Source organism: Afifella marina DSM 2698, from assembly GCF_900102695.1.
Classification (GTDB): domain Bacteria; phylum Pseudomonadota; class Alphaproteobacteria; order Rhizobiales; family Afifellaceae; genus Afifella; species Afifella marina.
The window spans coordinates 1-15,157 of sequence record NZ_FMVW01000006.1 but is presented as its reverse complement, the minus strand read 5'-3'; the positions used below and the strand labels follow the sequence as shown (position 1 = coordinate 15,157).

General features: G+C 61.1%; 11 protein-coding genes. 2 read left to right on the top strand and 9 right to left on the bottom strand.

Annotation, left to right across the window (positions count from 1 at the left end; translation table 11 throughout):
- Positions 1-29 precede the first annotated feature (29 nt).
- Both BLP76_RS12915 and BLP76_RS12910 read right to left on the bottom strand, forming a co-directional pair.
- Entirely contained in the window at positions 30-2,648 is a 2,619-nt protein-coding gene (locus tag BLP76_RS12915) for a hybrid sensor histidine kinase/response regulator (RefSeq protein WP_092813847.1), read from the bottom strand.
- 17 nt (positions 2,649-2,665) lie between these two features.
- Complete coding sequence (locus BLP76_RS12910) at positions 2,666-3,226, bottom strand: putative pterin-binding protein (RefSeq protein ID WP_200170564.1); 561 nt, start codon at positions 3,224-3,226, stop codon at positions 2,666-2,668.
- Positions 3,227-3,459: 233 nt separating this feature from the next.
- On the opposite strand from BLP76_RS12910, the gene BLP76_RS12905 reads away from it, so the two are divergent.
- Entirely contained in the window at positions 3,460-3,753 is a 294-nt protein-coding gene (locus BLP76_RS12905; protein WP_170130466.1) for an Hpt domain-containing protein, read from the top strand.
- A gap of 49 nt (positions 3,754-3,802) precedes the next feature.
- Here BLP76_RS12905 and BLP76_RS12900 read toward each other — a convergent pair whose 3' ends face one another.
- From BLP76_RS12900 to BLP76_RS12875, 6 genes are read right to left on the bottom strand one after another with little or no spacing between them, the layout of a single operon-like run.
- Positions 3,803-5,233: a glycosyltransferase family 2 protein gene (locus BLP76_RS12900; RefSeq protein WP_092813840.1), complete on the bottom strand. Its 1,431-nt coding sequence runs from the start codon at positions 5,231-5,233 to the stop codon at positions 3,803-3,805.
- Complete coding sequence (locus tag BLP76_RS12895; RefSeq protein WP_092813837.1) at positions 5,230-6,267, bottom strand: HEAT repeat domain-containing protein; 1,038 nt, start codon at positions 6,265-6,267, stop codon at positions 5,230-5,232. The genes BLP76_RS12900 and BLP76_RS12895 overlap by 4 nt, the downstream gene beginning before the upstream one ends.
- A 3-nt stretch (positions 6,268-6,270) precedes the next feature.
- Positions 6,271-8,064: a tetratricopeptide repeat protein gene (locus BLP76_RS12890; protein WP_092813834.1), complete on the bottom strand. Its 1,794-nt coding sequence runs from the start codon at positions 8,062-8,064 to the stop codon at positions 6,271-6,273.
- The gene (locus BLP76_RS12885) at positions 8,064-8,453 is read right to left on the bottom strand and encodes a response regulator transcription factor (RefSeq protein ID WP_092813831.1); all 390 of its coding nucleotides are present in this window, start codon (positions 8,451-8,453) and stop codon (positions 8,064-8,066) included. The genes BLP76_RS12890 and BLP76_RS12885 overlap by 1 nt, the downstream gene beginning before the upstream one ends.
- Positions 8,450-10,120: a hypothetical protein gene (locus BLP76_RS12880; RefSeq protein WP_139163751.1), complete on the bottom strand. Its 1,671-nt coding sequence runs from the start codon at positions 10,118-10,120 to the stop codon at positions 8,450-8,452. Before BLP76_RS12880 ends, BLP76_RS12885 begins: the two co-directional genes overlap by 4 nt.
- Positions 10,086-10,472, bottom strand: a complete 387-nt coding sequence (locus BLP76_RS12875) for a response regulator (RefSeq protein WP_092813825.1) — start codon at positions 10,470-10,472, stop codon at positions 10,086-10,088. Before BLP76_RS12875 ends, BLP76_RS12880 begins: the two co-directional genes overlap by 35 nt.
- Before the next feature lie 460 nt (positions 10,473-10,932).
- Between BLP76_RS12875 and BLP76_RS12870 the strand changes: the two genes are divergently transcribed.
- On the top strand, positions 10,933-14,820 hold the full coding sequence (locus tag BLP76_RS12870) for a PAS domain S-box protein (RefSeq protein ID WP_092813822.1): 3,888 nt from the start codon (positions 10,933-10,935) through the stop codon (positions 14,818-14,820).
- Here BLP76_RS12870 and BLP76_RS12865 read toward each other — a convergent pair.
- Positions 14,817-15,157: transposase (locus BLP76_RS12865; RefSeq protein ID WP_139163750.1), on the bottom strand; the 341-nt coding region annotated here is incomplete at its 5' end. The genes BLP76_RS12870 and BLP76_RS12865 overlap by 4 nt on opposite strands.

The window sequence follows — 15,157 nt, the reverse complement described above, 5'->3', positions numbered from 1 at the left end:
GGTGTGCCCGCTGAAGCGCCCTTGCCAGATCAGGCAGCGGTGCGGTGAGGTTTGAGCGCCGCTGCTGTCTGCCGACCAAGGGCTTCAGCTTCGTCAATGAGGTCTGATAGAGGCTCCGCGTTCTTCTGAAAGCCCACTTCTTCGATTTCGAGCAGCACCTCGCGCAGCTTGAGGGCACCAAAGAGCGCCGCTGAGCCCGCTAGCTGGTGAGCGACCTGGCGAATTTGCATGAAGGTTTCGTCCTGGCGCGCGCCCTCCAGGCTCGATCTGATAACGGCAAGCTCGTGGCAGAACTTGTCCATGTGATGTGCCAGCTTCTGCTGAGGCAGGACATCTTTCAGATCCTGCACGACGGTTTCGTCGAGCAGTTCCGGTTCCTCCGACATCCCGTCCGAATCCGTATTTAGGATCGCCTTCGCCCGTTCTCGGCTCGACAGCTCCCTCGCGACCGGCCGTTCCTTCAGGAGGGGGGCGAGGGCGGCGTTGAGCTGTTGCAGGCGGAGCGGTTTGATGAGCGTGTCCTGCATCCCGGCCTTGCGGAGTTTCCCCTGTTCTTCGGGAAAGACATGCGCGGTCAGGCCGATGATCGGCGTGTCGCTGGATGGCCCGTCCCCCGAGCGAATGCGGCGCGTCGCACCAAGGCCATCGAGCACTGGCATGCTGATATCCATCAATATGACGTCGAAGGCCTCTTCGTTGGCCACGGCGACACCGACTTCGCCGTTCTCCGCTTCCCGGACCCGGCAGCCGGCCTTGACGAGCATCTCGCGCGCCACGAAGCGGTTGGTGGGATTGTCTTCCACCACGAGGACATTGAGACCAGCTTTGCCGTCGAAGTCATACTCCCTCACATCTTCCACCGGGCTCGCCTCGAGCTCTTCGCTGCTTGCCGGCAACATCGGAAGGTGAACCCAGAAACGGCTGCCCTGGCCCAGTGTGCTTTCAACGCCGATCTCGCCACCCATTGCTCCGGCCATGCGTCGGCAGATCGCCAGGCCGAGACCCGTTCCGCCAGTCGTTCGCTTGAACGAGGGGTCGAGAGTTACGAAGTCTTCGAAGATCCGATCGATGTTGGCGGGGGCTATGCCGCTGCCGGTGTCGGACACTGTCAATTCGACAAGAACCTGTCCGTCGGCCTGGGAGATTTCGCGGGCTTCGAGCGTGATGATGCCGTTCTTGGTGAATTTGACGGCATTTGATACGAGGTTGATGAGGATCTGGCGGATGCGGCGGCGATCGGCCTTCACGCCGAGCGTTTCGAAGGCGAGGCTCACCACGAGATGATTGCCGCGCGTTTCCGCGGCCAGTGCATGCAGATCGACGATCTCGTGCAAGAGGTGGCCAAGCTCGAAGGCAACCGGTCTCAGCTCGAAGCTGCCGGCTTCCAGGCTGGAAAGGTCGAGGACGTCGTCGATCTGGTCGCGTAAAAGCTCACCCGATGCGATCGCAGTTTCCACGAACTGGCTCTGCTTGTCGGTAAGGTCGGTGCCGTGGATGAGATCGAGTACACCGAGGATGCCGTTGAGCGGCGTGCGCATTTCATGGCTCATCACGGCAAGGAATTGCGATTTTGCTTCAGCCGCTGCCAGAGCGCGGTCGCGGGCGTACAAAAGCTCCTGGCGGGTGCGGTGCCGATCGGAGATGTCGCGCATATAGGCGATAAAGGTCGGGTTTTTGCTCTCGCTCGCGATGCCCAGAGACAGCTCGGCCGGAAACTTGTCGCCATTGGCGCGGATCGCCTGGAGCTCGATGCGGTCCTGTCCGAGTGGTTTCTTGGCGGACGAGCGCAAATGGCGTTTGATGAAGGTGTCACCGGTGCCATAAGGCTCGCCCGGTGCGATCAGGCTCGAAATGTTGCGGCCAAGTGCGGCGTGTCGTGAATAGCCGAACGCACGCTCCGCCGCAGGATTGAAGTCGAGAATGGTCCCCGAGGCGTCGGCGACGATGATGGCGTCGAGAGAGGCGTTGATGGTGTTGGCGTAACGCTGGCTGCTGCGCGAGAGCTCGCCTGCGCGCGACATCGAGATGCCGTATTGGCGCCAGAGCACCAGGAGCGTTCCCGCAAGGGCAATGATGAGAAGCCCTGCGACGACAGCTGTCTGAAGGAGGAGGAGCGTAAAGGCGTGGCGGCGCTCGTCAGACAGGCGGGCGAACAGATCGACACTCTTAAGGGAGAGTGTGCGTACGGTGGAACGCAGTTGCGCCAGGGGGGCGACCAGTTCGGCGCGACGTTCGCGGAGAATTTCATCCGGCCCGTCTATGACGGGAACGAGGTCGTCCAGCGTCGCTTGTATACGGAGAAGAGCGGCATCGGCGTTTTCCGCCGTGCGCAGCTCGGAGAACATGTTGCTGGTCTCGATCGTCGAGACGCGGCTGTAGAAAACGTCGAAACGCTTTCGGAGTTCATCGATGTCGCCGGCCCCGCTGCCACCCTCGATGGACCGCAGGAGCCTTAGCAGTTCGACTTCAAGCTGCGCGACCGTCCATTGCACGTTGTCGCGTGGAGCGTTGCGTAACTCTTTTAGTTCCTGCGATACCTGCAAACCCAGAAAGACGAGAAGCGCAGCGGCCGCAATCAGGACGGTCGCTGCGAGTCCGTTTCGAAGTGCTCCGCCATGCCTGGCGGGTTTTCCATTGCTTTTATTCATGGGTCACATTGGGCAACTCAGTTGATCACCTCAATGCGGTCAAGCTGCCATATGCTGCGTGAATATATTGTTTCGGATTGAAAGCGCGAATTCTGATCAAATGGGTAGATGATCCACAAGGGGCCCTTGCCACGGCGCGACATCGGCCTGCCGTTCATTTCATAGGCGACCATGGGGCCGGACGACGTGGCATCCGACACCGGCAGCTGAACCGCGTAATCGTTGATAGCCGTTGCGCGAAGTGTTCCACCCTGCGCCTCGACCGCGTCTAGAAGGTCTTCAAGGCTCACGCCGGTGAAGCTGTTCACGCCTTCTGTCCAGATCGTGCTGGTTTTGAATGTCGTCGCAGGCATCTCTTTCAGCATGTCGAGGTCGAAGTGCGCCTCATCGCCGACATTGGTCGCGTTGATTTTGCCAGAGATCCGTAGAATGACGTCTCCTGTGGGCGTAGCCCCCAGCCGGGCAGCCCTGGCGGGGTCCGGCTCCAGGCCAACCGACCATACGGTCGCAAATCCGGCGAGGATCGCAAGGCCGGCCATGAACAGTTTCAGCTTCGTCATAATGGTGCCGATCGACATGTCCTGTTCCTCGTCGAATTTGCTTGGTTGTCTTTTTTTATCGAAGCCTCGCTTATTTCACCACAAAGCAAGAGATCAGGTCCGCCTATGCGTAAGGATAGGTGACCGGATGTGACGCTTCTGATCAAACAGGAATACGCCAACTGAATATGTTCCATTGAAGCACTGCGATAGCTTGCAGAGGCGTCGCTCAGGAAGTGTGCAGACTTCGGCCAATTTCAAAGGGGACCTTCGTGCAAGACGATCCGTTGCTGCCTCTCAAGAAGCGTTTCGCCGAGCGTTGTGGGAGTGATCTCGCGCGCCTCAGGCAGCTCAGTCCGCATGCCATCGAGGATATTCCGCAGATTATTTCGCTCGTTCATGGTTTAGCAGGGGCCGGCGGTACCTTTGGTTTTCCTGCCGTCAGCGATCGGGCATCAGCGCTCGAAGATCTGCTGGGCCTGGAAGTCGCCGAGCGACAGGACGTCTCCGGCGCCTATGACGACCTGTGTGAAGAACTTGCAAAGACGAGGCATCCTGCCGATTGATGCAGACCCAGTCCGTCGGACGGCTTCAACTCGGCTTCCAGTGAGCGTCTCAAGGGGAGCGTGACTGAAAGCCGATGCGGGTCATTTCACCCCAGCTGTTGTCGGATCGTAGATACTGCCACAATCCCTTCAGCCGCCAGTAATTATTGATCTGACGATAGCCGAAATTCTCAATTATCGCTGCCATCGCCAGGATGAAGAGGCTCCGGGGTGTCGGAAAGCGTTTCAGCTCGATTTCTTCCAACACCAGCGATCCGACGCTGATGAAAATCCCAAAGACGAAAACGAGGGCCGTATAGGCGAGGAGGTATTCGAGCGACAAACCCCCGAGGAAATAGAATGTCGGCATGAGAATATAGCCGAGCACTTCGACCACAGGGCCCAAGACGTCGACGATAAACATCTGGCCGAAACCCAGAAATCCGATCCGACCATAGCGCGGATTGAAGGCCATGTGGCGATAGCGGAAGAAGCACTCCAGCGCACCGCGCTGCCAGCGCGCACGTTGCCGCCCGAGCACCGACAAGGTTTCGGGAGCTTCTGTCCAGCATACGGGCTCGGGAACGAAAGTGATGCGGTACTTCCGTTTCTTCTCGATCATGCTGCGGTGCAGCTTGATGACGAGATCGAGATCTTCCCCCATCGAGCCCGGCGTATAGCCGCCGACGTCGATCACCTCGCGGCGTCGAAAGACTCCAAAGGCGCCGGAGACCAGCATCAGCGTGTTGATACGGCTCCAGGCAACGCGTGCCATCAGGAAGGCGCGGATATACTCTACGACCTGGAAGAGCGGCAGAAGACGTTTAGGCAGACGCACGTCAGTGATCCGCCCGGCATCGACCAGGGAGTTGTTGGCGATGCGGATCGTCCCGCCGACGCCGATCGTGCGGTTCGGGTCGTCGATGAAGGGCTGTGCCACCCGCATCAGCGCATCAGGTTCGACGATGGAATCGCCATCAACGACACAAAACAGAGGTGCGCGACAGAGATTGATGCCGGCATTCTGGGCATCTGCCTTCCCGCCATTCTCCTTGTCGATGACGAAAAGCCTGTCGCTGTTGCGTGAGCTGTAAATGTTGCGGATGGGTGCGTGGGGGAGGGCGTCGTCGTGGGGGCGCTCGAACTCCCTCATGTCGAAGGTCTCAAGCAGACGTGACAGGGTTTCGTCCTTGGAGCCATCGTTGACGACGATGACCTCGTAGCTTGGATATTCGATCGAGAGCAGTGAATAGACGGTCGAGACGATGTTTAGCTGCTCATTGTAGGCGGGCACGATGAGGGCGATCGGCGGGGCCACATCGCTGTATCGATGCCAGAGGAGCGAAGAGCGCGCGACGGGTGGCCGCTGGTAAAAGGTCGCGCCGGCGACGACGAGCTGGAACAGATAGACGGCGGACTGGGCGAGCCCCGATGCGATGACGAACCAGGCGATGACGCGCGTCGCCTGGAGGAGGACATCGGCGAGGACGAAGTCGCTCATGCCTGGCTTCCCTCTTGGAGCACCATGGAGGCGGTGCGCTGGCCACGGGAGGCCGTTCCCGTGGCGAAGGCGAGAAGCCTGTCGCGCCCAGCCGCGCCGAGATTCTTCAGCCCCTTCGCTGCGGCATAGCGAACGGACCATTCCGCATCGCTGAGGAGCGCAGCCAGAGGCTCGATCATCTCCTGCGACGGGAAGGCAGCCGCCACTTCGGCCGCTTCGTAGCGCACCTGCCAGTCACCATTCTTTGTCGCTGCGAGCACTGTGGGCAGGACCGAAGGGTGGCCGAAGCGGCCAAGTCCGCGGACCGCCGCGGCGGCGACTTCCGGTTTCGCGTCGGCGGCGAGGCGCGAGAAGAAGGGCATGAATTGCGGATCGCCGATATGGGAGAGCGCCTCGATCGCCGCGGCGCGGGAGAAGGAGGAGGCGTCCTCGCGTGCCGCGAATTCGACGAGCTCCGGGGCTTTTTCCAGGGGGAAGGTGCGCAGCAATTCAACGAGACGGCGGGAGCGCTGGCCGCGTTCGCCGATTTTCGCCATCAGCTCGGCAAGCGACGGCGTTCTGTCCAGACGATTGAGGGAGATCGCTGCGGCGAGACGCACCTCTCGTGTGCGGTCGTCGAGCGCCCGGTTGAGCGCTGCGATCGTCGCCTCGCCGGGAAAGGCCGCCAGGGTTTCGGCGGCAAAGATACGCTCTGCCTCGTTCGCGCGGCGCAGGCGGCGGCAGATGTAATCGGGCACGCCCGTCTCGGCGAACACCTTTTCGATGCGGGCGCGCTCGTCGCCGCGCAGCATTGCCAGGAACTCAAAGCCCGCATCGAGGATGATGCGCTTCGGAGTTTCCGCTATGACCTGCCTTAGCGAGGCTTCGTCTTCGTCCTCGGAAAAGCGGATCAAGGCGCCGACGAAGCGCTTGCGTTGTGCGGCACGACGCGCGGCAAGACGCATATCGGCGATACGCAGAACGATCAGGCCCAGCAAGATTAAAATCGATGCGAGTGCAAGCGCGATGGAGAGGTTCCAGATTCCGTAAAGCATCGCCTAGAACCGGGTTGAGAAGTTAAGGGCGAAGCTGTTGCGCTCGAAGGCATCACGCCGCTCGTGCGCGATGGCGGCGTTGATCGTTACCCAATCCACCGGATCGAAGGAGACGCCGCCGAAGAACGTGCGGGTCTCAAACAGACTGCCTTCCGAAATTTCAGGGGCGTCGGCATAGCCGGCGAAGAGCCGAAACCTGTCTGTGGCAGCAAGATCGGTGCGCAGGATGTAGCCGTTCGAGACGGTGCTGTCGTCGTCGCGGGCATGCACCCACGTGACCTTGAAGGTGAGACGTTCGTCGACGATAGCTGCCTTGATCGCGGGGAAGAGGGAGGTGACTTCGCTGTCTGCGGAGAATTCGTGCCGCGTCTGCATTTCCAGAAAGAGTGGACCGCCAGTCGGACCGTCTTCGGCGATGCGCCAGGCCATGCCGGCGCCGAGCGCGACACGGGCCAGAAAATCGGCGCGCGGCGTTGCTGCGATCGAGGCGTTGGCGGCGAAGGCGTCGGAAAAGGCGTAATCGATGCGCGCGCCGATCTGTAGGTCGGTCGAATTGTTGCGGGTGGCGAGCCGGGTCTCTCCTGTCACCGTCGCGGCGGGGGAGAGGCGGTAGGAGAGCACCGCGACGCTGTCGGTCCAGTGCGGCCGGTTCTCGGTGAGGGCGCTGTATTCACTTCCCGCCGTGAAGCGCCAGCGCTTCGGTGGCTCGCGCTCAAGTCGGCCCGCCGTTACAGGATCGTCGGGTGCGATCTCGTGCGCCCGCTCATAGGCGGCCCGTGCCTCGTCGAAGCGCCATTGCCGAAATCGTGTATCGCCGAGGCCGACCATAACCTCGGCGTTGTCGTTGGTGCGCCGGGCGAGCGCCTCGTAGCGCGCATCCGCCGACGTGAGATCGCCTTCCGCGATGTCGATGCGGGCGAGGAGAAGCTCCGTCTCGATGCTCTCCGGCTCGCGCGCTTTTGCCTCCTCGGCAAGGCGCCGTGCTTCGGCGGTGTCGTCAGCGCGCAGGGCAAGCCGAGCGAGACCGAGCCTGGCATCTGTATAGGAGGGCGCGAGTCTGAGCGCGCGTCCGAAGAACTCACGCGCCTCCGTCAGCTTGTCCTGGTTCGCGGTCACGAGCCCGAGCGCCACCAGGATGTCGGCATCCTCGGGCGCGAGCGACAGGGCCTTGCGATAGCGTGTTTCGGCGGCAGCTGAACGGCCATCGAGCCGAAGCCGCGTGGCTTCGGCGATTAGACCGGCGAGGCGTTTGCGCTTTGCCTGTGCGATCTCTTCGGGGGTCGGTTTTGCGGGAGCGGGTTCGGGAGGCGCGGGTACCGTAGGCACAGCCTCTGGGGGCGATGCGGCGCTGGTCTTTTGCGCCTCGCGGGCGCGTGCGACGTTGTCGGCGAGCGCCTGCGCGTCGGCATTTTCCGGCTGCGCCGCCAGAACCTGGTTTGTGAGGTTTTCCGCTTCGTCGAGGTTGCCGTTTCGGAAGGCGAGCTGGGCGAGACCGTAGCGTGCGTCCTCGTAATTCGGCGACAGGACGAGCACGCGTTCGAACGTCGCCTGCGCATCCTCGTTCTTTCCCTGGGCGAGTTGAACGAATCCGAGCTGCACCAGCGCGTCGACATTTTTGGGCTGTTCGCTCAAGGCCTCCTGGAGCATGCGTTCCGCGTCGTCGAAGCGGCCTTCGAGCCGGTAACGGACGCCTTCCTCGTAAAGCGTTTCAGGGGCTTGCGCCCTGGCCGGTGCCACGCTGCAAAAGGCCAGCAGGAGGCCAAGCAGCACGGCATGGGGCGGGGCGATGACCGGCATCAGGCCCTCGGGGGCTGCCTGGCGATCAGCTTCGACAAACGCGCCATCAATTCGTCCGGAATGAATGGCTTCACGAGATAGTCTTCTGCGCCACGCTCCAGCGCCGAGACGATGTCGCGCTCGTTCTTGCGCGCAGTGAGCATCACGACGGGGATGTCCTTCAGCTCGGGATCCTGCTTGATGCGGTTGAGGACATCGAAGCCATCGAGCTTGGGCATCATTGCGTCGAGTACGACGATCGATGGCCGTTCGGAGGACACTTTCGCGAAGGCTTCTTCGCCATCGGTGGCGGTTGTGACGGCATAACCCTTGGCGCGAAGACGGAATTCCATGAGCTCGATGAGGAGCGGGTCGTCGTCGCAGATGAGGATGAGTGGCGGGGAGCTCATTGCTCGGGAATCCTTGCCTGTTCCGGTCCCTCGCGTTGCGCTTGTTGCAAGTCGTGGATCGCGAGGCCGGCAAAGGCCGGCCAGGCAGAAAAAAGATGCTTCAGATGCGCACGTGCGGACGTAAGTTTGTTTGTGTCGTTGAGGAAGCTGATGCGCGCCATGTCCACCCGTACCTCGTGGCTGAAACGGTAGACGGGGGCATCCGACCTCTCCGGTACGGGTTCAGTACGGAGCTCTGCCGAAGCTTCTTTCCCGCCAGACGCGAGTCGTAGCGTCCCCTCTTTCGCTCTCTGGTAGACCTGGTGGACCTCCTGCTCAAGGGGGCCGTTTTCGACGGCAATTCGGATCGGCACGCCGGAGCGGCCACCCCAGGCCAGCCAAGGCTCGCTGATCGCGACGATTTCATTGATGTCGGTGCGATAGGCCATGACCGTGACAGCGGCGAGCGAAGCCGCGGCACGATCGAGAGCCTTCAGTCCGTCTTTCGACTCCAGCATCCAGAACGGCAGAACCACACCAACCGGGCCATCCCAGGCCTGCGACAGGGCGCGTATCGTCTCCGTCCACGCGGCCCAGGCCGCAGGGAGATCGCGCCCAAGAGCGGGCAGGAGGTAGGGCTCGATGTCATATTGCAGGGCGGTCAGGGGTATCTTCTGCTCGATCTTGCGGAGCGCTTGAAGGCGCGAGAGCGCATTCTGTCTGCCGGAAGGAAGGACCATCTCCGGATCGCCTTCGACGGCGATGACCGCGATGCCTGCCGCGGTCAGGGTGTCGTGCAGCCGCTCCAACGCCGCCATCTGCGACTGAGATTCGATGGGAAGCGGCAGTTGAAGATAGAGCTCGCTCAGTTGCTCGTTGCGCGCGAAAGCAAGCAGCGCATCCGGATCCTGGAGAAAGGGGTCGATGTCCCAGATCCATGTGCCGAGGTGACTTGCGGCAACCGAAGTGGCCGTCTCGGCTTGTGGCACAAGGGCGAATTCCTGAAGCGTCGCGGTCGCTGCGCTTTCAGGGCAGCTGATCACGACATCGGGCTGATTGGGCTCCCCTGCGGATTGCTGCAAGGGAATGGGCAGTCGAGTCTTGCCGGTGTGCAACTTCGCCTGCGGTATTGCCGGCGCATCCTCTCCCTTGGGCACAAGCGACAATCCGAAGCCCTTCCCGCCGGAAGTCTTGGCGACGGCGGCAAGGCGGAGGCCGCGCGGCAGGCGGGAATTTGGAGCAGACAGGACGAAGCCCGCTGGGCTTTGTCCTGCCTTGCAGTGCAGCTCTAGCTGAACTCCGCTCTTCCGCGACGCGGCGCGTTCCTCCTCGCCGAAAGGGCGAATATTCACTTGTCGAAGGAGGTTTTTTTCAAGTGCGAGCATGCGCGGCGGGGCCGACGATGCGGGCTTCGGAGTTTCGACGAGACGCGCCAGCCGCGGCTCGAAGCCGTTTTCCTCTTCGACCCCTTCGATGACGACGCGGGCAGGCGCTTCGGCGAACGGCGTGACGTCTCCGCGCCAGAGGATCGACGCGTCCGGGCCGTCTCCAGACAGTCCTTCATCGGCCACGGCGATGCCTGCTGTCATGCATGCGAAGGAAAATCCGCAAACTACCGCCCTCAGCCCTAGCGCCCTCTCAGCTTTCCAGAGCCTAGGCATCCACATTCTGCAGGTATTGTTGGACAAGGCCCGCAAGACTCATCGGGTCGAAGGGTTTGGCGATGACGCCTATGGCTCCGAGACTGATGAAATGCTCGACCTCGGATGTCTGCGTACGGGCGGTGATGAACACGACCGAGATGCCGCTCGTGTCGGCTTTTTCCTTTAGGGCTGCCAACGTCTGCGGCCCGTCCATTCCCGGCATCATCGCATCAAGCAAAATGAGATCGGGCTGCCACGCGCGTGCAGCCTCGATCGCTTCCTGGCCGCAGGAACACGTGCGCACGTCCAACTGGGAGTCGAGTTCCAGGGACATGCTCGCGATTTCCCGGATGTCGGGCTCGTCGTCAACGTAGAGTATCCGCGCCGTTTTCAGCATATGCCTCTATCTGTTCAGGTCGCTCACGCTTCACAGCTAAGTCTCAATAGCCGCGGTCCTCTTTAGGGCGCAGCAGATGTCCAGGATCGCCACGAATTCAAAAGGAAAGTCATCCGCACGCTCTCTTCGGATTCAATTTAATATCTCGTAAAAACGTCCGATCCGAATCGAACAGTGTTACTTTATCTCATTTTGGATTTCAGTCATGTATTTTCAAAGAGGGTTCGAGCGGGTGGCCATGGAAGGTGTCCTGCTGACGCGGCCCGGAAGCTCTTCTTTTCTTCTGGGCAATAGGGCCGGTGCGTTCCGTACGATCGATCAACAGTACCGAGCCCAGGCGGCCGGGATTGTGATCGCGTGCTTTCGATGATCGGGAGCCAAGAGGCGGATGCCAGCTCATCGTTAGGGATGATGAAGTCCCGTCTTGCCGACGCATTCCTTATTATCGCTCTTGAGTTGTATGTCTGCCGCGCGCAAGCTGCGCATGCTAAATCTGCGACTTATGTCTCGAACCGACTTTTACCGCGCGGCTGTTACGGCCGTCCTTTACGGGCTTTTTGGCTGGCTCGGCCTGCGTCTGGCCGTACCGCCAGGCTATGCGACGTTGATCTGGCCGGCATCGGGAATCGCGGTTTCTGCTCTTTTATTTTATGGTCACCGGCTATGGCCCGGCGTGTTTCTGGGGGCATTTGCGGTTAATGCCGTCATCGGAAACGCTTTCGGTGCCCAGGGGCCCGACTGGTCAGCTCTGGGGGTTGCTGCTTGCATCGCCACGGGCTCGACGGTGCAGTCGCTTCTCGCTGTCCAACTTCTTCGGCGGCGCTTCGGGATGCCGCTCGCCTTGGATGGGATGCGAGATTTCATTCCGTTTATCCTGCGCGCGGCACTTTTGCCGTGTCTCATTGGTGCGAGCGTCGGCGTAGCGAGCCTTATGGGGGCCGGTATCACTGAGGGATCGGCGGCCCTTTCCAATTGGATCACATGGTGGATCGGGGATGTTGCGGGCATCCTGCTCGTCCTACCCCTGGCTATGATCAGCCCTTTGCGCCCGTGGAGTGCCCGATACCGCGGACGCCCGCTCGCCCGGGTCAGCAGGCTGGGCCTTGTGGCGCTGCTGGTTCCCCTCGGATTGACGTTCTACGCATGGAAGTTCACCAACGAAGCCGCGTTCGAACAAGGGCTGACCTCGTTCAAGGCGCTGGCGGGAGATAGCGAACAAGCACTTCTGCACCGGCTCGACGCTTACAAGCAGGCGCTGGACGCTGGAGCGGGCCTCTTCAGCGGCTCCAGCTACGTTTCGCAGACGGAATGGAGGGCTTTCGTCAGCGAGTTCGGTCTCGAGGCGAATCTACCCGGGATCAACGGCGTCGGGTTTATCGAGCCGGTCATGCCTGACGAGCTGCAGACGTTTTTAATCGAGCACACAACGCCCGGCGAAACCAATCTGACGATCAAGCCCGAGCCTTCCACGGATCGCGAGATGTTCGTGATCACCTTTATCCAGCCGCTTGCGACGAACGCGAGGGCGTTCGGGCTCGATATTGCGTTTGAGCAGAACCGCCGCACCGCAGCTGTCCATGCGCGCGACACCGGGCGTGCGACGATCACGGGTCGGATCTTCCTTGTGCAAGACGAAACGAAAAGCGCCGGTTTCTTGTTGCTTCGCCCCCTTTATGAGGCCTCCGCCCCTCTTGAGACTATGGCGCAGAGGCGGGATGCGTTCCGTGGCTGGGTTTATGCGCCTTTTATCGCGCCGCGTTTCATGGACAGTCTGACGGCCAGCCAGGGCACGCGGTTGAACCTCAGTGTCTATGATGGCGGCACGGCCGATCCGGACCAGTTGATCTATTCAAGCTCCGAAGGAGACGCACACAATCCCGCGTTCCAGGTCAGCAAAGTGCTGTCCGTGATGGAGAAGACATGGACCGTCGTCTGGGAGAGCACGCCCGCCTTTGAAGCGACGGCGGCATCGAAAGAGCCGGCGATCGTCCTGGCAGCGGGACTTGCCCTGTCCTTCCTCTTCGGCGTGCTCTTGATGTCTTATGCGCGCCGCGAGGAGGCGATCCAGGAGACGGTCGAATTGAAGACGCGGGAGATTGCCGCGCGCGAGCAGCAGAACCGTTCGATCGTCGATACGGCTCTTGCCGGCGTGGTCGTGCTCGACAAAGGCGGCATCATTCGTTCCGTCAATCCGGCAACGGAGCTGATCTTCGGCTATCGGGCGGACGAATTGGACGGGCAGACGATAGCCACTCTGTTTCCCGGGTCGAAAGAGGACGCCGCAAGTGCGCAGAAGCAGGGAGAAGTCAGCCGGCTTGTCGAGACGCGGAACCGCAATGGCGAGGAGCTTTTCCTGACGCTGCAAAAGAACGAGTGGCGCACAGAGGCAGGCGACCTGCGCCATACACTGATCATCAGCGATGTGACACTGCAGCAAAAGGTGGCGCGCGAACTGGCAATCAGCGAGCAGCGCCTGCAGCAGGCGATTGAGGCGGCGGCCATCGGTGTCTTTGATATCGATCTCAAAACCGGCCGCTCCGTCGTCTCGGGCAGATGGCGGGCGATGCTGGGCTTCGGCGAGGACGAAGATATCGACCCGCAGGAGGAATGGAGACGGCGGGTGCATCCCGACGATCGCGCCGCGGTGGAGAAGGCCGACGAGGCGTGTATCGAGGGCCGGGCTGCCCGCTCCCTGACGGAATACCGTGTTCATCACAAAGACGGCCGTTGGATCTGGTTGCGCTCGGAGGCGATCGGCATCGAACGCGACAAGAACGGTCGAGCGATGCGCATGATCGGCACGCAAACGGACATCACGCACCTCAAAGAGACGGAGCTCGCGCTGCGCGAGAGCGAGGAACGATTCCGCCTGGCACTTGAGAATGCACCTGTCGGCATGGCGCTGATCAGTGACGACGGGCGATGGATGCAGGTCAACGAAACGCTGTGCACGCTTCTGCAATACGAGCCGGAGGAGTTCGAGCATCTCGATTTCGCCAGCGTGATCCATCCCGACGACAGACCGGCGTCCGGACAGCTGCGCAAGATGCTCGACGGTGTCGCTGCCACCCAGCAGGCCGAGCGTCGCTTCGTCGCCAAGAACGGGCGCTCGATCTGGTGTCTCTTCGGTCTGTCGCGCGTGGAGGACCACCAGACCCGGCATGGCTACTTCGTCGCCCAGTTCCAGGATATCGATGCCCGAAAGGAGGCGGAGCGAGCGAAGAGCGAATTCATCGCGACCGTCAGCCACGAACTTCGCACGCCGCTGACCTCCATTCGCGGCTCTCTCGGGCTGGTTCTTGGCTCGGCAGAGGCGCAGCTCGGTCCAAAGATCTCGCATCTTCTCACGATCGCACTAAAGAACTGCGAACGCCTGGTTGAACTCGTCAACGACATCCTCGACCTGGAGAAGATCGCCTCAGGCGCGATGCAGTTCGATCGACGCGTGGAAGATCTGAACGAACTCGTCAGGCAGTCGGTCGAAGCGAACCAGGCATATTTCGAGAAATTTGATGTGACGCCCGTCGTGCACGCGGACGGCCTTTATGCCGTCGAGGTCGATGCGAGGAGGCTGCAGCAGGTTTTCTCTAATCTCCTGTCGAATGCCGCAAAGTTTTCCCCGCCAGGCGGGGCCGTGGAGGTTTCCATCGCCAAGAGCGGCGAGATAGTGCGCATTTCCGTCGCCGATGAAGGAGCGGGTGTGCCTCCGGAATTCGAGGGCAAGATCTTCAACCGTTTCAGCCAGGCTGATTCCTCCGCCACAAGGCAGCAGGGCGGCACCGGCCTCGGCCTGCACATCTCGCGACAGATCATCGAGCAGATGAACGGCTCGATCTCCTATCGCAATCGGCCGGATTCCGGTGCCGAATTTACAGTTGCTTTGCCGCTATCGACGGGGGCAGCAGAAAAGGCGACGGACCGGACGACGGTTGACGCGAACGACGAGGCTGGAGCTGAGGCACCGCAGAGCGTCTCGAACTTGCCGCGTGCGCTGCATGTCGAGGAAGATGCCGACTTTTTCGCGATCCTCTCCGCTCTTTTGAAAGAGAGCCTGGAGCTCTCGCGCGCGTCCACCGTTGCAGAGGCGCGCCAGCAATTGGCTGAACAGCGCTTTGACCTTCTTATCGTAGAGGAAACCCTGCCGGATGGATCTGGGTTGGACTTGCTTGATGAGGTCTCGAGACGCTGCCCCGACCTTCCGGTCGTAATGGTTGGTTCTCGCGACATGCCGGAGGTAGATGAACGCTCTGTACGCGTCATCGTTAAATCGCGACTCAAGGAAGAGGAGCTTGCACAGATCGTCAGTGAAGCTGCAAATCGTCGTCGAACTATGCTCAGGACCTATTAATTGGGCGCATATCCAGCGGCCTTCAGATAGTTCCAGCATTCGTCGGCTTGGTAGAGACCGCAGACATCTCCGATTGCCTTCCAAAGGGCATCGAAGGCTCGTGCGCCTGCTTTTCTTAAAAGTGACTTGAGCTTTGAGAAGGCCATCTCGATTGGGTTGAGATCGGGGCTGTAGGGCGGCAGGAAGAGGAACCAGGCACCTTTCTCTCTCAGGATCGCCGCTGCCCTGGCACTCTTGTGAACTGCCAGATTGTCGAGGATGACAACGTCACCCTTGTTCAGCGTCGGAGCGAGTTGGGTTTCGATGTAGGTGTCGAAGGCGGCGCGGTTCATCGGGC